This is a genomic window from Paenibacillus sp. cl6col (assembly GCF_900102125.1).
Lineage (GTDB): Bacteria > Bacillota > Bacilli > Paenibacillales > Paenibacillaceae > Paenibacillus_B > Paenibacillus_B suaedae.
The window spans coordinates 141111-165148 of sequence record NZ_FNAZ01000006.1 but is presented as its reverse complement, the minus strand read 5'-3'; the positions used below and the strand labels follow the sequence as shown (position 1 = coordinate 165148).

The 24038-nt window shown below is 47.5% G+C and carries 11 protein-coding genes; 8 read left to right on the top strand and 3 right to left on the bottom strand.

Annotation, left to right across the window (positions count from 1 at the left end):
* Positions 1 to 11 precede the first annotated feature (11 nt).
* The 8 genes from BLS15_RS16990 (at position 12) to BLS15_RS16955 (ending at position 6920) form a co-directional block, all read left to right on the top strand.
* A complete protein-coding gene (locus tag BLS15_RS16990; protein WP_028532809.1) occupies positions 12 to 1220 on the top strand; it encodes a hypothetical protein in 1209 nt (402 codons plus the stop codon).
* 17 nt (positions 1221 to 1237) lie between these two features.
* Positions 1238 to 1504, top strand: coding sequence for a hypothetical protein (locus BLS15_RS16985; protein WP_051614118.1), 267 nt, complete (start codon positions 1238 to 1240; stop codon positions 1502 to 1504).
* Between the two features lie 306 nt (positions 1505 to 1810).
* A complete protein-coding gene (locus BLS15_RS16980) occupies positions 1811 to 3385 on the top strand; it encodes a sigma-70 family RNA polymerase sigma factor (protein ID WP_090512865.1) in 1575 nt (524 codons plus the stop codon).
* Positions 3386 to 3775: 390 nt separating this feature from the next.
* Positions 3776 to 4159: a GntR family transcriptional regulator gene (locus BLS15_RS16975; protein ID WP_028532811.1), complete on the top strand. Its 384-nt coding sequence runs from the start codon at positions 3776 to 3778 to the stop codon at positions 4157 to 4159.
* A complete protein-coding gene (locus BLS15_RS16970; protein ID WP_021255654.1) occupies positions 4156 to 5022 on the top strand; it encodes an ABC transporter ATP-binding protein in 867 nt (288 codons plus the stop codon). The genes BLS15_RS16975 and BLS15_RS16970 overlap by 4 nt, the downstream gene beginning before the upstream one ends.
* Entirely contained in the window at positions 5015 to 5641 is a 627-nt protein-coding gene (locus BLS15_RS16965) for an ABC-2 transporter permease (RefSeq protein ID WP_028532812.1), read from the top strand. Before BLS15_RS16970 ends, BLS15_RS16965 begins: the two co-directional genes overlap by 8 nt.
* Positions 5642 to 5696: 55 nt before the next feature.
* Positions 5697 to 5987, top strand: a complete 291-nt coding sequence (locus BLS15_RS16960) for a YfzA family protein (protein WP_021255656.1) — start codon at positions 5697 to 5699, stop codon at positions 5985 to 5987.
* A 36-nt stretch (positions 5988 to 6023) separates the two neighbouring features.
* Complete coding sequence (locus BLS15_RS16955) at positions 6024 to 6920, top strand: CPBP family intramembrane glutamic endopeptidase (RefSeq protein ID WP_090512861.1); 897 nt, start codon at positions 6024 to 6026, stop codon at positions 6918 to 6920.
* Positions 6921 to 7039: 119 nt separating this feature from the next.
* Here the strand turns inward: BLS15_RS16955 and BLS15_RS16950 are convergent, their stop codons facing one another.
* From BLS15_RS16950 to BLS15_RS16940, 3 genes are all read right to left on the bottom strand, one after another.
* On the bottom strand, positions 7040 to 8179 hold the full coding sequence (locus BLS15_RS16950) for a hypothetical protein (protein ID WP_021255658.1): 1140 nt from the start codon (positions 8177 to 8179) through the stop codon (positions 7040 to 7042).
* 291 nt (positions 8180 to 8470) lie between these two features.
* Positions 8471 to 13912: a non-ribosomal peptide synthetase gene (locus BLS15_RS16945; protein ID WP_021255659.1), complete on the bottom strand. Its 5442-nt coding sequence runs from the start codon at positions 13910 to 13912 to the stop codon at positions 8471 to 8473.
* A complete protein-coding gene (locus tag BLS15_RS16940; protein WP_090512858.1) occupies positions 13909 to 23862 on the bottom strand; it encodes a hybrid non-ribosomal peptide synthetase/type I polyketide synthase in 9954 nt (3317 codons plus the stop codon). The genes BLS15_RS16945 and BLS15_RS16940 overlap by 4 nt, the downstream gene beginning before the upstream one ends.
* Positions 23863 to 24038: the final 176 nt, after the last annotated feature.

Below are 24038 nucleotides of genomic sequence, written 5' to 3'. Positions count from 1 at the left end.
AGAAATTTACAATGAAACGTTACTTATTATCGATCATTCTCGGACTTTGTACGTTAGGGATATTGTGTACCTATTATACTTACGGTGCGGCGGATCATCTGCCGGCTTACAAGCTCGTAACGATTCAAGGCGACCCGAAGGAGGGAGCGGGTATCGAGCTTTACGGTAATTACAGTAGAATAGGAAGGGAACCATTATCCATTAATATAGAAGGAAGCAAATATCGGAGTCGGGAGACGTTTCGCGATCAGATCTCGTCCGTATCAACATGGAGAAATTTTTCGGAAGGCATGGGGCAGCTCATTCGGGATTATCGCCAATTTATGAGGGGCAAGAGTAGTGATCCTAATGGATTTTATAAGGATAATGAATGGTTGCTTTATGCGAAAGGAAATACCAGTTCAGGTCAGTCCCCACAGAAGCAATTTCAGCTGCATGTAGACCTGTTGAATGTGAAGACGAATGAGGAGAAGCAGTATGTCACCGAAATCCCTACTGACAGCACATTTGATTATATCTATGTCGACGATGTACAACGCATCAATGATCAGCTGCATGTACTAATTATGCAGGGTAAGAGGGATGAATCGTCGCTATATTTTGACTATGTGCTGGATTTGAAGAGCGGCGTACTCATTGAGGGGAAGCAAGTAACCCATTGGAAGAACAGCACAGATAAAAAAATAAAAATTGAGGTTCGCTCATTAAGTAATGACATTGCTCCGAATGAATATATGGTCTTTCTAGTTTTAGAGAATAAGGTCACATCGAGGGGAGATTATTCGAACTTTGCCATGCTTAGATATGCTTATTCATATAAAACTGGCAAGCTGTTTGCCTTGCCAGACTCAAAGCCGAAATTTAATCCTAACACGCCCTATTATTTAGAGAACAATTCGTTGGTCTACGCAAATTACGATAAAAATGAAATTCAGTTATCACGCAATAACTTAGACACAGGTCTTGAAGAGCGAGATTATGTAAAGATCGAAGCTTCGGAGCTTGGCGCTGATGAGATCCAATCTTTTGTTCTCACTCACAATCGTGTCTACATCTTGAGTCAGAAAGGCTCAACACATCACGTAGTGATTGTGGATGCATCCAATGGAAAAACACGCTACGTGGGTCAAGTAACCTACGAAGGACCTGAATCTGAACGTGATAAAGAGATGGATTTTTTGCGGTTATATAGCCTGAACATTCGAGAGACGGCTTCTTAGAAAAGAGGTACAGCCCGATGAATCGAACGGTGAGCTTTGGGCACAAAGTACAGGTTTTAAGAGGGGTAGAGACGTACGGGTATCAAGTTGCGCATTATCTGCTGCAAGAGGAAGAACTTGCTTTGGATGCGGCCAAAGCAGCCCTGTTGGAGTTGAGCTCAAATGATGATTTTTTCGCTGAAGATTCTTCATTGCAGAGAGCAAGACTCTGCAGAACTGTTATACGCCATGCACTTCTTGTGAAACAAAAGTGTCTGAGAAAAGAACAAGGCATTATAAACTGAATTAGATAGTTTTTTATCCCTTGATTATCAGGGTTAAAATACTTCGATAAAAGAAGTTAATAATGTCTACGAAAGTCTATGGTTCCCGCCTGTCTGAGGATAGGCGGATTTTTAATTACGGGACTTTTACTTTTTCGTTCCTCAGCTGATTTTTCCAGTGGCTTTCATTCACTCTTGAATCGGCGGCCTTCTGTCTTTTCACAATCAGCACAAATAAACCCTAACAGAAAATATCATTTGAAGTAACCTTTTGCTATTTACATGGCACTACTATATAGATGGATAGAAAGAAAGGAGTTGGGGGGCGTGCACCATTGGATAGAGGCAGCAAGGCAAGGAGACCGCGAAGCGTTCGATCCCATCGTCCGACAGTTCACTTCAATGGCTTATGCTGTAGCTTATGAACGGCTGCAAGATGTTCAGTTGGCGGAGGATGCCGTGCAGGAAGCATTCGCGGAAGCATTCATCAACCTCAGTCGCCTGAAAGAAACCGAAGCATTTCCTGGCTGGTTCAAGGTGATTGTCGTTCGCCAAGCGAACCGTATTCTTCGGCGCAAACGTTATCCGTCTGTCCCACTGGATGATATGACCGGCTTAGCCGAAAGTGGGAAGAGCATCTCCGACATCGTCGAGCAAAAAGAACTGAGAAGGCTGCTTCATGAATCCGTATCGACATTGTCATCGAATATGCGAGTGGCGGTACAGTTGTTTTATTTCTACGGCTATTCATTGCAGGAAATCTCTGCGTACTTAGGCACTTCCATCCCTGTATTGAAAAAACGGTTATTCGACGCACGACGCAAACTTAAAGGAATCCTGCTAGTTGCTGATTTTGCCCATGTATGCAACGGCTTATATGAAGGGGGAAAGCATATGCTGCATATTGTAAATGGAGATCACGTAGCGAACACATTGCGTAAGGTTATACCTCAGGGGGACATTCTCGTGTGGAGGGAAGTGTACCCGGAAGGGCCGAACTTCGCCAATCCCACAGAAGCCTCCAATCGGCAGGTACGGGCTCAATACTTGGAGCAGGCGCTCGGCATTCCCGCAGCAGAATTCACACGTCTCTCTGGCGAACAAGAACAGCAGCTCACTCGCTTTTCCGAATACGAAGAGATTGTGTTGTGGTTCGAGCATGATTTATTTGACCAGACGATGCTCTGCTACTTGCTCCATTGGTTTGCACAGCAGCCGCTTGGACATACGAAACTAAGCTTGCTATGCGTTGGATCCTTCCCCGGCATTGAATTATTCCGTGGGCTCGGCCAATTAAATGAAGAGCAGCTAGCGTCACTATCAGGGACGTGGCAAACTGTCGGTCGTGAACAGCTCGATCTAGGGTCAGCATTATGGGAGGCTTATACATCTCCTGATCCTAGCAAGCTCGTACAGCTTTTGCGAGAAGATACGTCGGCATTGCCCTATGCGAATGCAGCATTCCAGCAGCATCTTGCCCATTTCCCATCTGTCCACAATGGGCTCGGCATTGTCGAGCAATTCACTTTGGAGCAGATTGATTTTGGCATTGCTTCTCCGAATGAATTATTTAAGCATGTCTGCAATAGGCTGCATGAACTTGGAATGGGGGATTTGCAATACTGGCATGTGTTGGCCAACCTGACTAGCGGTACCTATCCGCTTCTGCATGTTAAAGGAGTAGAGACCTTCCCGAATTTCCAAGGCACACCGCCTTCATTCCGCGAATGTACGGTGTCACTAACGGAAACGGGGCGACGAGTGCTGGAAGGCCAAGCAGACTGGGTATCACTGAATGGGATCGATACGTGGCTGGGTGGTGTGCACCTGACCGGACAAACTGTACCGTGGCGGTGGGACACTGAAGCGAGAACACTCGTCAACGATAACCAGGGAGCGTAGCAAAGCGGGGCAAATTCATCGAAGGTGACCTATTTGACCTATTGCTTGCATTGAACAACTGAACTCGTAAATTATGCCTTTCATAACAAAAACGGCTGAGCAGTCGATATTGACGCTCGGCCGTTTTATTATTTCACCACATTAAATAGTTGATTAATTCCTCGAGGCATCCAGAGATTAATTGGAGTGGGATATTCTCATCCGTTGTATTAAAAGTATTAAAAACGTAGCTTGTTATTAGATGCTGCACCCGAATCGGTATAGGCACATTGGGTTTAACAGTGTGTATAATATATATATACACTAAATACTCTATTGACACTTATCGCAACAGTGTATATATTGTATATGTACACTATATGGATATAAACAGCATTGAGGTGATAGAAGCTGAAAATTATTATTTCCAATGCCTCGAGCGATCCGATATACATGCAAATATTGAACCAAATCAGACAGAGCATTCTGAGCGGGGAATTGCGTGCAGGTGACAGTCTTCCTTCCATCCGGAAGCTGGCTAAGGATTTGCAGGTTAGTGTCATTACAACCAAGCGTGTATATGAAGAGCTGGAGAAAGAGAAACTGATCGACTCCGTGGTAGGGAAGGGATCGTTCGTATCAGGGGCCAATAAAGACTTCATTCGGGAGCAGCGTATGAAACAATTAGAAGAAAAAATGATAGAGATCATTCGTGAAAGCAAGGAATTAAGTATGAGTCAACAAGATGTAATTGATCATATGAAGCTATTGTTTGAGGAGGAATACACATCATGAATGCAATCGAAATACGTAATTTAACGAAAACATACCCTGAATTTACAGTTGATCAGGTATCTTTGGATGTGAAGCAGGGTTACATTACTGGATTGATTGGTCCCAATGGCGTAGGGAAGAGCACCTTAATCAAAATGATGCTCGGCATGATTCGCCCTGACTCCGGGAGCGTAAAGATACTAGGCTGCGATATGCCCACACAAGAAGTGGACATCAAGCAGCGTATCGGAATCGTGTCAGATGATTGCTTCTATTATGATCACCTTACGATTCGTGACATGAAGAAGGTGATCGCGCCTTTCTATCAAAAGTGGAACGAGCAGAAATTTAACAACTATCTGGAACAGTTCGAGCTGTCCCCAAATAAGAAGATTGAACAATTATCCAAGGGGATGAAAGTGAAGTTTGCCCTTGCCGTTGCTTTTTCACATGAGGCAGAGCTCCTCATCATGGATGAGCCAACCTCCGGGCTTGATCCTGTGTTTAGAAGGGAAATGCTCGATATTCTTGCGGACATGATGCAGAATGAGCGAAATTCGATTATTTTCTCAACTCATATCACAACAGACTTGGATCGCATTGCCGACTACATTGCTTTCATCAATCGCGGAAAGCTCGTATTCAATGAAGCGAAAGATGATGTCCTCGATAGATACGTAATCGTGAAAGGTGACTCCCAACTACTAGATTCCGATGTTCGCAAAAAATTTGTCGGAATTCGTGAGACAGCCGTTGGTTTTGAGGGCTTAGTCGATAATCGGCAGGAGGCTGAGCATTTATTCGGAAATTATGCGGTTCTCAACAAACCATCATTAGAAGACATCGTGTATTTCACAACCAAGGGAGGACGTGTACATGCTTAACTTGCTTCGGAAAGAGTTCATCGCTTTTAAAAGCTCGCTCTGGACACCTCTCATGTATTTTGTTGTATTTAGTGTTGTTTTTATACCAAAGCATTCATCGTCTGTTCACCTTGTGGGTATTTATACGGCATTCGCTACGCTTAGTCACGTTACCCTGATCGATATAAAGAATCATAACCACAATTTTCTGGTCACGCTGCCGATTAGCCGTAAAAATATCGTAAAAGCGAAATACATAACGGGCATTATTATTAGCCTTGTCAGCGTCCTAGCATCTTATGGCATTCACCTGATCGTTACAAATGTATTCCCGGCATTTAACAAACCAGAATTAACGGTCATGGATATACTAGGACCAGCAGCCATCACGCTAGCCCTTGCTTCCATTTATTTGCCGCTGTTTTATACGCTTAGTAAGAAAGGAACGTCTATTATTCAAGGGGTATTCACATTAATCCTAATTGCACTGGCGCAGCCTACGGCAATATTTATGCAAATGATCAACGAGAACGGATTACATAGTAACCCAATCTTGTATTTGATCCTGATCGGCATCTTATTGCTGTTCATTGCTTCCTACTTTATAGCTGCAGCTCTGTTTACGAAAAAGGAATTATAAGAGTTCGTTGCTGTTGCATGATCAAAAGATATACAAAAAAGGGAGATAGGACAGGATGCATACTCAAAAAGGTCGTCCTAGTCGAATAAAAGGCTGGGTAATGCCTCTTGTGGGATTTCTTGTTGCACAACTCTATTTTATTGCCTGTGATCGATTTTCATGGAACCTGTACAGAGAATTCAAGCCAGGAACGATTATGGGTAGAATTTTGAACTCCGAGCTTTTTACAGAATGGTTCACTCCATATGACTTGCCGATATCTAATGTAATTACGGCATTTTTGATCGTAACCTTACTCTTGCCCTCATTAATAGGTGTGATTATGAATATCTTTTCCAGAAAATGAATTGAATCATGTTAGGAATGAAAGGAATGTGATGTAATGATAAAGAAAGAAAATCAGAATATGAAATGGATAGGTTTATTGTTCGCAGGATGGTTTACAGTAAGTGCTGCCCTGTTTTTAGCCGGTCTTTCTGGTGATATTGCTGAACAATTGTTCGGCTCATCAAGGCATGTTCGGAACCTGATTCAGAGTCTTGTGATGAGCGGCCTGGTTGTTCCTATTATTTTGTATTTATATCAGCGTCTCTATCGAATGACTGGTATAAAACCGAAGACACCGGTATATTTCTGGAGAAGAGGATATCACTTTTTTACTGGGGTTCTATTGGCAAGTGGACTGGGTGCATTGGGCTTCGTTATAGCAAGTGTTCAAGGTTGGATTGTCATTGAAAAATGGCATGCCCCCGATCAGTGGTTTGCTGCGCTGCTTATCAATGTATTGTTTGCTGTGTTTTTTGAAGCTTTGCCGGAGGAACTAGGGTTAAGAGGGCTGCTGTATGATGTGCTACGTCATCGATTCCCAGCTTGGTTATCCGTATTCCTTCAAACCATACTATTTGTATGCGTCACGACAGCGGTTGCCCTATTTCAAGCATTCGTTGGACAGACACCCGGATTAACGCTTAATATCTTTTATATCGTAGTCATTTTTTGTTTTGGAATAGGCTTGCAGTTACTCCGTTTATGGACCGGAAGTCTTTGGGCGTCAATCGGTTTTCACCTTACCTACTTAGAAATTATGCGGTTTGTCGCTCTTCCGCATGGCTATGGCGGTGGTGTACCCCCAATTATAAGCTACCAAGAATCAGCGCCCTTACTCGGCTACTTAATCTCTATTAGTATGATTCAAATCGGGGGCATTATCGTATCGCTTGTTATATTAAGTGCGAAGCGTATCATACGGAAAAGGCATCCGCTCGAACTGGTGAACTAAGCAAATGAAATATCTGATATGCATAGATCTGATCCATCCATGATTAATTAGATTTAAATCAAATGCATAGATTGATATAAAAAAATAAGTACAGTTGAAGAGAGCGACCTACGCTCTCTTCATTTCTTTCTGGGGCTCACATTCCTTATTTTCCATGGAGAAAGAACCGATTCCCTTGCAAATTCAAATCGAATGGCTATGCTCTTTTCCGACATATTCTTCTGTTTCATGAAAACAGGTAGTTCTAACACTGTAGTTAATCGATGCCCGTTGTCTGGATCGGGGATTTCTTTTCTTTTCATCATCCGATATGTCGTTCCGTTCTCCATCTGCTTAAGAAAGTAGTTTACCGTTTCAGAATGTGCACCTTCAGACACTGCTATAAGTAAATTATTATCCCGTTGAGACAAGGCTCCGATAAATACTTCCGAGAGCAACTCGGGTGATAAGCCATGTAAAAAAGCCTCTCTTTTTCCAGCAGCCGTGTACACCATCACCTGATGCAATAAGTCTGGGTGAAAGGATCGATGCGTACTGCTGCCAAGAAAGTGTACGCAGAAGTGTCCTGAAAATCCATTGTCCGGAATCCCATCGCCGCCATGAGGCATTCCGTTCATAGAAGCAGCGATTTTCCGATTGTCATCAGTAACGACGATTATCGCTTTCCGATTCCAGCTCCAATGATTATCATACATCTGCTTCATCGTCTTCGTATCCTCTTTGGTTAGCGGCTGCACATCGGCATGCCTGCTTCCCGCACGACGCTGAACACGGAATTTCAACCCTTTCTCCAAATCAATAATTGAGAAAGTGCTTTTTCTAGGAAGCAAGGCTTTCGCCTCACCCCAAGGAATAATCGTCCCATAATGATGTTTTCTTAGAAAATTTGCATGTACCAGCAACTGCTTGGTCGCTTTAGGTGTAAGGATAAGACGTGTTGATTCAGCCTCGTTCCATAAGGAACCGGATTGCTCCATACGGAAATTTTTTGTTCTATTATTTTTTGTAATCGTTACATATATGTCGGTGAGTATAGGGCGATGTTCTGTCTGTTCTTCCTTGCCATCCTTATATAAACGAAGGGCTTCCTTATTTTTCAAAACCATTTTATGTTCATATGTTGCGGAGGGGCTTGTCCGTACACTTATGTTCATTTCAGCAGATGGCGCCTTGTAGTCAGCATGGACAATCATGCTGCTAACAGAAAAATAGGTAAGGAGGAGAAGGAATATCATGGAGCGGGTCACGAACAAGATCATTTTCAAGCCTCCAAATAACTGTTGTTGTTTGTTAAAATCAATATTTCTGGGCTTCGTCCTGACCTAGAAATTGGATGACGCATGTGTAGAATTCATCTTATGTACGATTTTTATTCAACATACTTTATATATGCAGTGGCAAGGCGTATACCGAAAGTTAAAAGTCGTTTCCTTGTCGTCGGAAGACTCGACTTTTTCTTTCTTCCTATTTTGACAGGTGTTAAACCAACGAAAAAAAGGAGAGTCTACTGAAAAAATTCAGCAAACTCCCCATGTTCCTCCATTCATGATTTACTTGAGTAAAATAGATCCGGTATTGACGCATTCGATTTCTTCTCGAATTGCCGACAATAGCTGCTCCGGATGAGAGTGCAAGAAAAAGTGCCCTCCCGGGAGCAGCTTGCTTGAAAAATCGGAATTGGTCAAGCTGCGCCAAGATGTCAGCGATTGTTCGGACAGAAATTCGTCGTCTTGTCCCCCTAATGCAACGATGGGACAAGGTATGATGCCTTGTGTATATTCATAAGTCTCGCAGACCGAAAAGTCGGCTCTCAGAGAAGGGGACAGGAGTTCCAGCAATTCCTCATCATCAATTAGCTCTTCTGGTATTCCCCCGTTCAGTCGAAGCCGCTTGCGGAATTCTTCCTCGGGCAAACCATGAATGGGAGATACCGGACTCTGAACAAACGGGGCATTCAATCCCGCGACAATAAGCTTTAACGGAGGACGATTCAAGTTCCTCGATAATAAGATCGACAATTCATAGGCCAATAAGGCTCCCATGCTGTAACCAAACAGAATATACGGTTTGTCCAATAGGGGCCTCATCGCATGTGCGACTGCTTCCAGCAGCGGTGACATGCTTGTGTAGGCTGGTTCGCGCAACCGCGCGCCTCTGCCTGGATATTGAACTGCGCAAACCTCCGCGAACGCTGGCAAATAGTCATGCCATGCGCGGAAAATAGAGGCGTTCCCTCCAGCATAAGGCAAACAAAACAGCCGTATTGTGTCTTTCTGATTCACCTTATTGCGAACGAACCATTTGCTGCTTGTATCAAGACCGCTCACATCGTTCATCTTCTGCTCGTTGAGAGATGAATGGGATTTTGATTGCTGGCATAATCCGATCATGATTCGAAGCTCTTCCTCAAACCTTTGAGCCAGATTTTCGATCGTTTGCTTACGATGCACATTTTCGCTGTATGACAAACTTATGTGCAGGCGGCCTGACGTCACCAATGCCGCCACGTCGACATAATGGGCCCGTTCGGAATCAGGCGCAAGATCCAGTCCTGCTGTATCCGCAACCAGCGTGAATAAAGCCCCCTTTTCCTTATTCCAATCAGCATTGAATTGCCCCAAGTAATTAAAGCTCATCATTGGTCGTGGAAGCTTGCGAAGCTGATTCGAAATACTGTCATCTTCAGTCATATAGCGCAGTAAGCCATAACCGATTCCGCGGGTTGGAATAACGTTCAGTCGCTCTTTTACCCCCTGGATGTCCGCGTATATATCCGCGCTATCTGTCACTTCAAGCATGACTGGATACATGTTCGTAAACCAACCTACTGTACGCGAGATATCAAGGTCAGTGAATAATTCTTCTCTGCCGTGCCCCTCCATATGGACATACATTTTCCTTTCTCCCGACCATCCAGAGACAGCGCGGCCGAGTGCGGCCAACAGAATAGCGTCAATTTGCGCGCCGAATGCTGATGGAGCCTCCTGCAGCAGAATCCGCGTTTCTTCAGAAGACAAATTCGATTCCGCAACTGCCAAAGAGGCCGTCGTATTGGCTCCGTCTGGGAAGTCGAGCGGAATTAGGGGAGGGGGAGGACTGACTTGATGTAACCAGTATTCCAGCTCTGCCCGCAATTGATCCGTAGCGGAGTAGGCAGCAAGGCTGTGCGCCCAATCGCGATATGAAGCAGTTTTCGACGGCAAGCATATGGCTTCACGGTCTACTATTTGCTGACAAGCCGTGCTTAGATCATCCAGCAAAATGCGCCATGAAACACCATCTATCGCCAAATGATGAATAACCAATGCCAGCTTTCCTGGCTGTCCGGTGTCATAGTCAAAATAGATGGCGCGCAGCAGTATGCCTTCGCTTAAGTCGAAGCCGGTTTGAGCCTCTGTGATCGCGGCCGCAAAAGCATCTGCCTGTAAGTTTGCAGGCTGATCGCCAAGATCAATGCGCTTCAGAGGCGATTCGTCCGTATAAGCGGCATATGCCTGTTCCCAACCGGATCGGCCCATCGTAAATTGGAGACGCAGCGCATCATGATGTGCCACGAGATGGGCGATCGCTCTCTGCAGAACTTCATAGCTTATTTGGGAATTCACGGACAAAATCATGGACTGATTGAAATGCTCGGGAACGGACATCTCCTCGAATAACCAGCGCTGAATCGGTGTAAGCGGCAGCGAGCCCGTCACTTCTTGCTGCCCGATTTCATTTGGCTCGAGCGGCTTCAGAGCTTCTAACATGGGAGCCAGCTCCGCTATCGATTGATACTGAAACAGATATTTCGGCTTCATTTCCAGACCCAATTGACGTACTTTGCTTGTAATTTGAGTGCTTAAAATGGAGTCGCCGCCTAAGCTGAAATAATTATCATGGATGCTGACGAGTTCAATGCCAAGCACCTGAGACCAAATGTCAGCCAACTTTTTTTCGGTCGGCGTTCGGGGAGGCACATATTCTTCCTCCTTGTCCGTAAATTTCGGCGACGGCAACGCATTGCGATCCACTTTACCATTAGGAGTCAATGGGAGAGCATCCATAACGACGAAAGCGGCAGGAACCATATAATTCGGAAGCCGGGCCTGCACATGCAGCCGAAGCTCGCTAATATCCAATCCGTGAGTGATATCGGCTGACGGAATCACGTATGCAACCAGCCGCTTGTCTTCCGGCCCAGGCTCCTTTACGGAAACGATCGCCTGCTCAACAGCCGGATGCAGCGTAAGCGCCGCCTCGATTTCGCCGGGTTCAATGCGATATCCCCTTACTTTTATTTGATCGTCGGCACGCCCCATAAATTCAATGGATCCGTCCGGTAAATAACGAGCAAGATCGCCGGTTCGATACAATCGTTCCCCTGGAAGGGAAGTAACGTACCCGAACCGCTCAGCTGTAAGCTCGGGCCTTCTCAGATAACCGCGAGCTAGGCCGTGGCCTGCAATGTATAATTCGCCAACAACGCCGACAGGAACGGGATGGCGATGCCGATCCAGCAAATAAATTCTCATATTGGCGATCGGTCTTCCAATCGTCGGTGCTGTAAGCTCCGCGGAGGATCGTGATTTCACAGGCACGCGGCATGCCGTGGAGACTACTGTTCCTTCGCTCGGCCCGTAATGATTGAACAGGGCAAAAGGCAACGTCTCCGGCGGAAAATAACGCAGTCTGTCACCCCCGGTAAGCATGCACCTCAGCGAGCACTCGTCAGGCCAGGTCAGAGAGAGAACCGCCTCAGCCAGCGGCGTGGGCAAAAAGCTGACGGTAATGCGCTCATTCACGAGCCAATCCCGCAGGCGATCCGGATCCAAGCGGGTATCCTCGTCTGGAATATGAATTGAGGCGCCGCTGGCCAAATAAGGCCACAGCTCCCAGACGGAAGCGTCAAAAGCGGGGCCTGCCAGCCATGTCGCCCGATCGCAGTTGGATATGCGATACGCATTCTGATGCCAGGACACTAAATTGAGCAAGCTATGATGCTCGATTTCGACTCCCTTCGGGCGGCCCGTCGAACCGGAAGTGTAGACGACATAGGCTAAATTGCTGGACGCAGCGCCGCTGTCGGGAGCCGATTCATCGCCATCTTGCGGATTGGCGCCGATTCCGTCCAACGGAAGAACGGTCAAATTCGTGTGCCGAACCCGCTCTGCATGCCGCTTGTGAGTCAACAGAACATGAATTTGGGCATCTTCGATCATATAAGCGATCCGTTCGTCAGGGTACGCCGGATCGATCGGCACATAAGCCCCGCCGGATTTTAATATGGCGAGCAATCCGATAATTTGCTCGGCTGAACGGTCAGCCAGCAAGCCTACCAATACTTCTGGACCAATACCGAGCCGCTGTAGATGGCGGGCCATCCGATTCGCGCGAATGTTGACCTCCCGATAGGTGAACTTCTCGAACCCGAATGTCACCGCAATTGCATCTGGGAATAAGGAAGCTTGTTTCTCAACAATTTCATGGATGCACATATTGCCTAAATCAGCGGCTTCTGTCCGATTCCATGCCGATAGCAGAAGCTGCCGCTCGCATTCGCCCATTATCTCCAGACTGCTCAAGGACAAGTTGGGATTGAGCACGATGCTTTCCAATAGATGTTGGAGATGCTCCAGCATCCTCTCCACGGTCTGTGAATCGAAAAGATCCGTGTTGTACTCCAGCTCGGCAATGATTCCGTGATCCCTGACATGGCTCATCACCAGGGAAAGGTCATATTTTGACGTCTTGTTGACAATCGGTAATAGCTTTACCTTGAGACCGTCCGATTGCACCATACGCTGAAATGAATCGTCATTCATTGCGAACGTGACTTGGAATAACGGACTATGGCTCGTTACGCGATCAGGTTGCAGTGCCTGCACCAGTTGATCGAACGGAAGATCCTGATGCTCATATGCGCCCAGCACCTGTTTCTTGGTTTGCTGCATCAGCTCCCGGAATGTCGGGTTAGTGGACAGATCGCTTCTGATCACGAGCGTATTTACAAAAAAGCCGATCAATCCTTCTATTTCCGACACTCCACGATTGGCCATCGGAGTGCCAATGCAAAAGTCATGCTGTCCCGAATAGCGATAAAGCAAAGCTTGAAAAGCTGCCAACAAGGTCATAAACAATGTCGAGCCCTCTCGACGGCTCAATTGCAGGAGCGGTTGCACTACGGCTTCCGGTATGCACAATTGAGCGGTATCGCCCTGGAAAGTTTGTGTAGCGGATCGGGGACGATCCGTGGGCAGCTCTAACGCCGAAGGAGCATGATGCAGGGTGTCCAGCCAATAGTGCAGTTGCTTATCCAATTCTTCTTCCGTTAACCATTTGCGCTGCCAGATTGCATAATCCGCATACTGGAAGGGGAGCTCGGGCAGGGGAGACGGCTTTCCCTGCGAATAGCAGGAATAGAGCGTTAGCAGCTCCTGTTGAAATACGCCCAGAGACCAACCATCAAACACGATATGATGGAAGGCAAACAGGAGAAAATTCTCCTGTTTGCCGGTTTTGATGAGCAAGCTCCGGCACGGATGCCCATGCTCCAAGTCGAACGGCTTGGCTGCCTCTTCATCGATGATGTGGCGAGCTTCCAGGTATTTGTCCTCGACGCGTTCATCTGCGAACAAATCGATTTCTTTCATTGGTTGAACGGTGTCGATCGGCTCAATGATTTGTACTGGCGCATTTTCCATTGTTGAAAAACGCGTTCTCAATGATTCGTGGCGGCGGATGACTTCGATCCACGCCCGCTGTAAGGCCGGTATGTCCAACTCTCCGATAAATTCGAACGCTAACGGAATATGATAATGATTCATGCCCGGTTCAAGCTGATGAAGCAGCCATAATCGTTGTTGAGCAAATGACATAACGGATCCCGCCAGCTTCCTTGACTGGGGCTTTATGGGTGGTTTGCGAGGTGCCTTGTCTTTGGCAAGCCGGGCTGCCAACATTCTTTGCTGCTCAGGAGTTAACGAGGCCAAACGATCCCGCAAATCCGTCATACCCATGCATCCTCCTTATGGGGCAGTTCGCGCATAACAGCTTCTCGTTCTTCTTCTGGCAATTTTTCCAGCTCGGTCAGCAGTTCGGATAGGAGAACGGGATCCATTTCTGTTTCCGATTCCATTTCCGTCATTCCCATGTCTTCAAGCTTGGCGGTTAAAGCCGCAACAGTCGGCGCATCGAACAGGGCATGTAAAGGGAGCTCTGCTTGGAACGCTTCCCGAATGCGGGAGAGAAGCCGGGTAGCGAGCAGAGAGTGGCCTCCAAGCTCGAAAAAGTTATCCTCCACGCCCACTTCTTTTACCCCGAGCACATCTGCCCAGATGGCGGCCATTTTCATTTCGGCCGGATTGCGCGGCGCCACATAGGTCGGCTGCAGATCCGTTCTTTCGTAACCAGGCTTCGGAAGCGAATCGCGATCGATTTTCCCGTTATTCGTAAGAGGCATCGATTGCAGCCACATAAAGAGGGAAGGGATCATGTAATCTGGAAGCCTGCTTTCGAGATGCGCTCGCAGCACCGGCATAATATCGCCCGATTGATCCGTTTCCACGTAGGCAATCAGACGCTTGTCTCCATGTGGATCAACGTCCGCAATAACGAGAGCTTCCCTTACAGACGGATGTTCCTTCAGCGCAGCCTCGATTTCCCCCAATTCGATGCGATATCCCCGTATTTTCACCTGATGATCCGCACGTCCTACATATTCGAGTTCGCCGTTATGCCGAATGCGGGCCAGGTCGCCGCTTTTGTACAAGCGTGCATCAGGATCATTAGCGAACGGATCGAGCACGAAGCGCTCGCTATTTAATTCGACCCGGTTCAAGTACCCTTTAGCGACTCCGGGGCCTCCTACGTACATTTCGCCAGTCACACCAGGAGGAACGGGCTGCATATGACGGTTAAGGACATACACCTTCGTGTCCGGAAATGGAATTCCGATCAAGCTTCCCGTGTCCTGCCCGATATCTTCAGCGGTTATTCGGCGGTAAGTAGAAACTACCGTCGTTTCCGTGATTCCGTACATATTGATAAATTGAGGTGAACGATCACCGTGTCGATCAATCCAAGGCTTTAATGACTGAAAATCCAGCGTCTCTCCGCCAAAATTAATATAACGCAGGCTTAATTTTGACGAGTCTTGTGATTCCTCATATTGTGCCAATGGCCGAAATGCCGACGGCGTCTGGTTGAGGACGGTAACCTTGTGCTGCTCCAGCAAGTGATACAGGTTCTCCGGTGAACGACTCGTCAGATGGGGCACGACCACCAACCGTCCGCCATAGAACCAGGCGCCCCACATTTCCCATACGGAAAAGTCGAAGGAATAGGAGTGAAACAGTGCCCAGACATCGTCTTCATGAAAACCGAAAATGGATTCGGTAGACGTAAACAGCCGGACGACATTCTCATGCGAGATCATTACGCCCTTCGGCTTCCCGGTGGAACCGGAGGTGTAAATCACGTAAGCAAGATTGGTGGAAGTCAGCTCCACGTTCAAATCTTCGCCGTATAGCTTCTCTATCGTATCTCGCTCTTCATCCAGGCACACCGTTGCGAGCTCATGCTGCGGCAAGGAGCGCAAGAGATGAGACTGGGTAAGAAGAATGGCCGGAGCCGCGTCATCCATCACATAACGGATGCGTTCCGCAGGGTATGCGGGGTCAATCGGCACATAAGCAGCGCCCGCTTTGAGCACGCCGAGAATGCCGACGAGCATGTCCAAGGAACGCTCGACCAATATCGCTGCCAGCACACCCGGCCCTGCGCCCAGCGTACGCAAATGACGCGCAAGACGATTGGCTCTCTCATTTAGTTCGCCATAGGTTAGATGCTGTTGATCATATACAGCGGCAACAGCATCGGGCTTGTGTCGGGCCTGCTCCTCAAACACTTCATGAAGGCAGCGATGATCGCGCTGAAGATTCGTCGGCTCTCCAGCAAAAAGCAACCGTTCCCGGTCTGCATCGTTAAGGAGAGGAAGCAAGGCGATTGGGGCTTTTTCGGCAGACGGTTCCATAATGGCCTGTAATATATTTTCGTAATAGGTTAAATATCGTTCGATCGTATCTCTCCGGAACAGATTCGAATTATAGGTCAGATCCAAAAGAATATTTCGGTTGAATTCCATGACATTGAAACTGAGCTCATATTTCGTTGCCGTAATCGGAGTAGGGATGGTATCGACTTCAATATTTCCAGCATCCGGGATATTGACTCTTCGCTCATAGTTAAAAACAACTTCAAGTGGCGATAGACGATGAGAGGCATCGGGATTTCGAAATACGCTGCTGAATGAAAACTCGCCGTGTTCCTGGGCCTCCAAAACAGAAGTCTTCACCTGGCTTAGCAAACGCGTAAACTCAGCGTGCTCATCCATTTCGATAGTTATCGGCAATAATGTGATCGCATATCCAACATAGCTGGAGCCGCCTGGAAGAGAGCGCTGGGCAAAAGGCACCCCGACGGTCAGCTCCGTCTGATGCGTCAAACGATTGAGAAGCAGGGCATAGGCACTTAAAAATGTAACGAAAGGAGTGACCTTATTGTGCTGTGAAAAGCGGTTCACTCGTTCGGCAAGTGTAGGATCGACCATATGCCGAACAATGTTGCCATTATAGGTTTTTTTGTGCGGACGCCTCATATCGAGCGGCAAATCCAGGGTCGTATTGCTGCCTGTTTTGTTCAACCAATACAGGTTATTGGCTTGACGCTCCTCATTGGATTCCAGCTCCGCCTTCCAGGCCATGTAGCTGCTTAATTGCAAAGGCTCCGGCAAATGAATGGGCATGCCTTTCAACAATGAGGAATAGGCGGCGAACATTTCTTCAAGAATAATTCCAATAGAGTATCCGTCTACGAGAACGTGACTTGCAGTAAATACGAGATAATGCCTGTCGGTCGTTAATTTGAGCAGCGTGCAGCGATATAAGCTCCCTGATGCAAGAGGGCGCACCGTCTCATCTCGAATCCATTCTATTGCAGCAGATTCCGGACTCGAATCAGTTGCGGAGCTCAAATCCACTACCGGCATATCGATGCGAACCGTCCCCCGAATGGGTATCATATTGCCTTGATGATCGAATGTCACCCGCAAGGAATCGTGCCGCGCCACAACACTGTTCATTGCCTCTGTTAATAATGAATGGCGGAGCGTGCCTTTAAGGGAAAGCACTACGGTCTCATTGCAGGCGATGGCTGCCTGATCGCCTAGCTGCGAAAGCACCCATAACTCCCTCTGATCCTCGGATACGGGGATAAGTTCCTTATCGGAGGTCTGCTGTCCAGCCGCAATGCGGGCACCCGGAAACATTTGGGCGTCAATAAGCTCTGTCATCGTATCCTTGATAATCCCAATCAACTTACGGATGTCTTCGTCGGAATGCGCCGTCGACAGGAAGCAGTTGCGTCCTTCCCAGATATACACTCCCTTTTCCAGCAGGCCATAGAAGAATAGATCCATGTTCACTTGATAGACGAACCGGAAGAGGGAGCCGAAGTGAACCATCTTCATGGGAATATTCGCGGACTCGAAAAATTCGTTTAATTCACGCACCAAATAGGAGGTCTTATCATTCACGCTCTCTTGCAATTCTGGGCCGGACTCCAACAGATGAAGCAGAACGGCATGCGTGCAGGCCATCGTAATGGGATGCTTGCAGAACGTGCCCGCGATGATGGTTGTTTCAGCTTGCGGGTAAGAGCGGTCACCAAAATTCCATTGCCCTCCATCCACGGCATCCAAGAACTTCGCGCTGCCGGCCACTACTCCAATGTGCATGCCTCCGCCAAGGATTTTCCCGTAAACGCACATATCTGGTCGAATCCCCGATATGCCCTGAAACCCGGCAGGATGAACTCTGAAGCCGGTAATCACTTCATCAAATATCAGCGCCGTATTGTTGCTACGCGTGATTTCGCGAAGCTCTTCCAAAAATGCGATAGGCACGAGGTCAGGACGTCGGCTTTGCACAGGCTCGACCAGTACTGCTGCCAACTCACCGGACATGGATCGTATGATCTCCAGCGATTTCGGATTATTATATTCGAGAATCATGACGTCTTCCGTAATCCCGGCAGGAATGCCTGGCGCCATTGGCGAAGCTCCATTAGATCCGGGACGATTGAACATGCTGGCCAGGACGCCATCATACGTGCCGTGATACGATCCTGCGAACATGGCAATCTTATTCTTGCCGGTTACTGCGCGCGCAAGCCTTAGGGCAGCCATAACCGCTTCCGTCCCAGAATTGCAGAAGGTGCTTCTGTCCAAGCCAGTAATCTGGTGAATGAGGTCGGCTACTTCACCTGCGATGCCGGATTGCGGGCCTAGAGCATAGCCGTTTTGAAGCTCACGCTTAATAGCGTCGTCGATGAACTCAGGAGCGTGTCCGAAAAAATTCACGCCGAAGCCCATCGTTAAATCAATATATTCATTCTCGTCCTTATCCCAAAAACGCGAACCTTTTGCATGATCGACAACGGGCAAATAATGAACTTCTTTCGTTGAAAACCGGAAACCAGATGCACCGCGATAATCGGCGAACACGGGGCGATGCTTGGCTATCCACTCTTTCGATTTTTTTGTTTTATCGGCCAATCGTGCCACGAGCGCTCTGGCATATTGTTCTTGCATACCAGTTACGCTTTCTTCTTTCTGATCCTGCCATCTTTGATAGGGAACCCAGGCTTTTTCAGAGATTGTCGGAAGTGAAGGCGCGGCAGGAGATTCCGGTCGGATCGCCATTGTACTAGGATGAAGAACAGTCGATCCATTCTGCGAATGGTTGATTGCCGTTGTATTAGGATGAACAGCCGTTCCATTCAGTGGTTGATTGTGGATGAAGGATAATTGATGTTGGATGACACGTTCCATGGAAGCCAGTTGTTCGCTCATGAAACCAAGCAGCCCCGATTCGCTGCGCATCGAATTGGAGAGTGCTAGGGATGGTTGATTGACGACTGTCGAATTGAAGAGTGCCGGGGATGGCGAATCAACGGCTGTCGGGATCGGAAGCTCTTCGGTCAGCGCTGGCGGTTCTTCATGCGGCATAACCGATTCGATGGCTGCGCATAGCTTGGAAATGCTCGTGATTTCGGTGAAAAAATCTCGCGCCGAAAAGGTTACTCCGTATTTATTCTTTACTTTTTGAATCACGTCCATCAAAATGAGCGAATCAGCGCCCATTTCCAATAAAGGCAGGTTCTCATCGATTCTTGCCACGTCTTGATTCAGCAACTGGGCGAATATTCCCTTGATCTCCATCATAATAGAAGTTCTGATATTGCTATCTTGGGTTGTTTTCACCAACTTTTCCTCCTTTGGCGATTCCGGATTCATATGACCGCCTTGCCAGCATTTTGTATAAGCAAACGGATAGTTCGGCAATTGCGCGCATTCATGAGTGTCCAATTGGTAGAGTGCCTCGAACTGGACTTGTCCGCCGGCGACGTACAGATTGCCCACAGCTTCGAGCAGCGAATATTCGTCATCCCTTCCTTTTAGGAGAGAAGGAATCCATTTATAGGCACCATTATTGAATTCTCGCTGTCCAATCCGTGACAGTACGGCATGAGCACCGATTTCCAAAAAGATATTGCACCCGTCATTTACCAATGTATATAAAGAGTCTTTGAACCGAACAGCTTCCCGCGTATGCCTGATCCAATACTCGGCGGTAATTGACCCGATGAAATCGCCGGTTACGTTAGAGACAAGCGGAATTTGGGGAGGATTGAATTTTAATCGTTTTATGATATCGTAATAGTCTTGCAACATAGGCTCGACTAATTGCGAATGAAATCCATAGTTTACCTCAAGCGTTACGGAATGAACGCCTGCCCGTTGCAGGTGGTTCGTAGCTTCAGCCACATCGTCCGGGGCGCCTGCAATGACAAAGTTATTGCTGCTATTAATGGCGGAGATTTCTACGTTCGAATGGGCGTGAAGCACGCTTACCAGTTCATCCATATCTCCCATGATTGCCGCCATTGCTCCAGGATCGCACTTTTGTGTCATGAGCTTTCCTCGCTCGGCAACTACGGCCAAAGCATCATCAAGAGAAAATACCCCTGCAATGCATGCTGCCACATATTCGCCCACACTATGTCCGACAACCGCAGCAGGTTCGATTCCAAGCGATAGCCATACTTGTGCTAGAGAGTACTCGATCGCGAAAAGAGCGCACTGCGTGTAGTCTGTACGGTGAAGGAGAGCTGACGCAGAATTATTTTCTATATCATAAATGACATCCAGTATAGAATGATCCAAACGATCCTTTACTAAATCGGCGCATCGATTCATGTTCGTGCGAAACACTTCTGAGCTTGCATACAAGCCGCGCGCCATATTAACATATTGGCTTCCTTGTCCCGTAAACATAAAGACGATTTTGGGAGAGTGGACGAGACTGCCTGCAATGCCGTTGACCCCGCGAGCGGAGAAGCTCTGGACTTTCTCATGTATCTCTTCAAGTGAGTCGCCAACGAATGATGCCCTGTGTAGAAATGCCGTTCGGCGGGTATTGGCCGTTCCGCATATGGCTCCTAATTGCTCCGAGGATGCATGTTGTAAATAGGAATCGTACGTGGAAGCGAGTCTAACTAATCCGTCCGTGGTAGGGGATGATAATGTCAATAGATGCGCTCTCGATCCCATGGCATTGTTAGCTCGTTTATCGGCACGGGATGGTGCCTCCTGCACAATAACGTGGGCATTCGTTCCGCCAAATCCGAACGAGCTTACCCCGGCTGCTTTTACAGGTTTGATCCAGCTTTCCGTCTCAACAGGGATGCGGAGGCGGGAACGATCGAGACTTATGTATCGATTTAGCTTGGTCATGTGCAAATGGGCAGGAATTTCGCCGTGCTGAATCGCCAGCACCGTTTTGATAAGTCCGGCAATGCCAGCAGCCGCTTCGAGATGTCCGATATTCGTTTTGACGGAACCGAGATAGCAGATGTCGTCGTCTTTGATCCCTGCCGACGGACAACCATAAATCTCTTTAATTGCCTCAGCTTCGATGGGATCGCCCAGAGGCGTACCGGTGCCATGAGCCTCTACATAGCCGATGTCCGCAGGCTTCAGCTGAGCCTGCTCGATCGCTCTGCGTATCACTTGTCTTTGCGCAATCCCGTTAGGCGCGGTTAAGCCATTGCTGCGACCGTCTTGATTAACGGCCGTTCCTTTAATGACTGCATGAATCCGGTCACCATCCGCAATCGCATCCTTTAAGCGCTTCAAGATAACGACCCCGCAGCCTTCTCCGCGGACATAACCATTGGCCCTGTCGTCGAACGTCTTGCATGTTCCATCCTCAGACAGCATTTTGGCTTCCTGCAAGCCTTCCGTGATGCTGGCGGAAAGCAATAGATTTACCCCGCCGGCTACAGCCGCATCGCATTCTCCGTTGAGCAGACTTTGACATGCATAATGAAGGGCTACTAATGACGACGAACAAGCAGAATCGATACACATGCTTGGACCGCGGAAATCATAAAAATACGAAATCCGATTGGCGATTATGCTCAGCGCACCACCTGACACTTGATACGGCTCGGACTCATTCGTTTTGCTTGTTTTTGGTAAATAGATATAATCGGTTGCGCTGGCCCCTATAAATACGCCTGTGCCGCCGCCCTTGAGATGAGCGGGGTTGATGTTGGCATTTTCGAATGCTCTCCATGTCACCTCCAGCAACAGCCGTTGTTGGGGATCCATGCTTGCCGCCTCTCTAGGGGAGATGGCGAAGAATTCACTGTCGAATTGATCGATGCCTTCCAGAAATCCGCCGAACATATGAAAATCGGGATTTATGCCGCATAGCGCTTTCCTTTTGTCGTCGATGTCGGATATCGCGTTCTTCCCGCCCTTCAAAAGTTCCCAATATGCCGCGATGCCGTCCGCCCCAGGAAATTTCCCTTCCATGCCGACGATAGCGATTGAATCATCAATCGAGCCGCGATCTGCATCAGGCTCTTGGACGGAAGGCTGACTTGCAATAGAGTCTAGGTAATGCGCAAGCTTATTTGGCGTCGGATAGTCCCAGATCAAGGCCGGGGACAGCGCCATGCCCAACCGGTCGGCAACATGATCGATCATTCTGACCGCCTCTAACGAATCCAGGCCGAATCTGACAAAGGATTCATGTTCATTCAGATTGGTCTTGGCATTGCAATGATGATGCAAATAGGACATGATCATTTCTAGGCTTGAAGATTTTCGCTCCGTGGAAACAGGGGCAGGACTGATGTTGTCGCTTTCCTTCGCCTGCGAAGCGGCATAATTCTGTGCCAACTTGTATCTTTGCACTTTACCGCTTGTCGTTTTCGGCATTTGCCGAATCGGTATTACCTTTGCGATTTTCCAGCCTCCGCGCTGGAATAAATGGTCTTCTAAGCTTTCGGACAGCGAGGCGAAGTGAGCATCATTTTTTTTGCTAACGACAAATACGACGATATCATCCTCGCCTCTCTCTTTGTTGTATACGCCGCAGGCAGCGATCTTACCTAATTCAACGCCCTCGACTTCTTCCGCTGTCCGTTCAATATCATGCGGATAAATGTTTTGGCCGTTCACAATAATCATGTCTTTGTAACGCCCTGTCATAACTAGACTTCCATCGATGAAAAAGCCTAAATCTCCCGTTCTGACCCATTGATCCGCCGTGAACATGTCGGCAGTAGTCTCTCGGTTATTGTAATAACCGGCAGTTACATTTTTTCCTTGTATTTGAATATGGCCGATTACCTTATCCGGCAAAATGCGATCATGATCGTCGCAGATTCGGATCGCACAGTCATCAATTGCATGTCCAACTTCGACAAAGGTAAGAGTATGTTCAGTGGATCTGTCCGAAATGACAATCTCTTGGCCAATGTTTAATAAGCTGCGATCCAGGTGAATCGGCACAAACTCAGTTTTGCCATCAGTGAGGGAGACGGCAACAGTTGCCTCGGCTAGGCCATAAGCTGGCCTTATGCTTGTCCGCTGTAATCCATATGGAGCCATCTTATCCAAAAACTCATTGCAAAGCTCTGACGAAATGGGTTCGGCACCATTTACAATAATTCGTAGTCTAGATAAATCCCAATCGGCGGCAATCTCAGGCTTGAACATTTTCAGAAAGTATTTGTAGCCGAAATTTGGGGAAGAAGTGATGGTAATATTGTGGTCATTTATTTTTTTGAACCAAAGCGTCGGTCTGCGTATAAACACGGATGTTGGCATGATGTATTGATTTACACCTTTGATGAGCGGGGTGATATGGAAGGAGATCAGCCCCATGTCATGAGTTAACGGCATCCATGACAAAAAGGAGTCGACATCCCTCGTTTCGAATCGATTATTGATCGCACGCGTGTTGGAGTATACATTTTCATGCGTCACAATGACTCCTTTTGGATTGCCCGTTGAACCGGAAGAGAACTGAATGAAAGCAATCGTACGGGACGAACCTTGATGAATCGTTCCGTGGGCGGGGAGGGAGCACTCCAACGCTTCCAGATACACGGTCTTATCGGCTATCATGTCCATGTCGTGCAATGTTTGTCGGTTATCGGAGGCGTGCGCGCGCAATCTTTCCATTATAGGCGGCGAAGTTGCAAGGTAAGGGTTTTGGAGTGTACCCCAGATTTTAAAAAACTTGTTTTTGTGCTCCGCATTGCTGCCGACCGAGACGGGTACGGCAATGATTCCGCCTAGTATGCAGGCCCAGAACAAAAAAATAAAGTGCTCCGATTCGTCATCGTTCAATTGAAATACAAGCTCGTCGCCGGCACGAATGCCGTGAGCTTGCAAGGTATGCAAATACATAAGGGCATTATCAAAGACTTGCTTGTAACTGTAAAACCGTTCTTGCCGATCTCCTGTAATGAGCGTTACTCCATGTACATGGTTCTCGCGGACATCTCTTACTGCCTGAATAAGCGCAGATTCGGATTCGTTCATTGATTATCCTCCTTTGTGAAAATGAAAGGGAATTGTGCGACGACGGCAATCTTTAATTCTCAGTAAATAGAATGTAAACCATGAAATGGTTCCCTGTTATTTACAACCCTTATTCTAGTTTATGATACAAAAAATGTATATCGATGATTTTGTCGCAATTTGGTTTTTTATGTCAT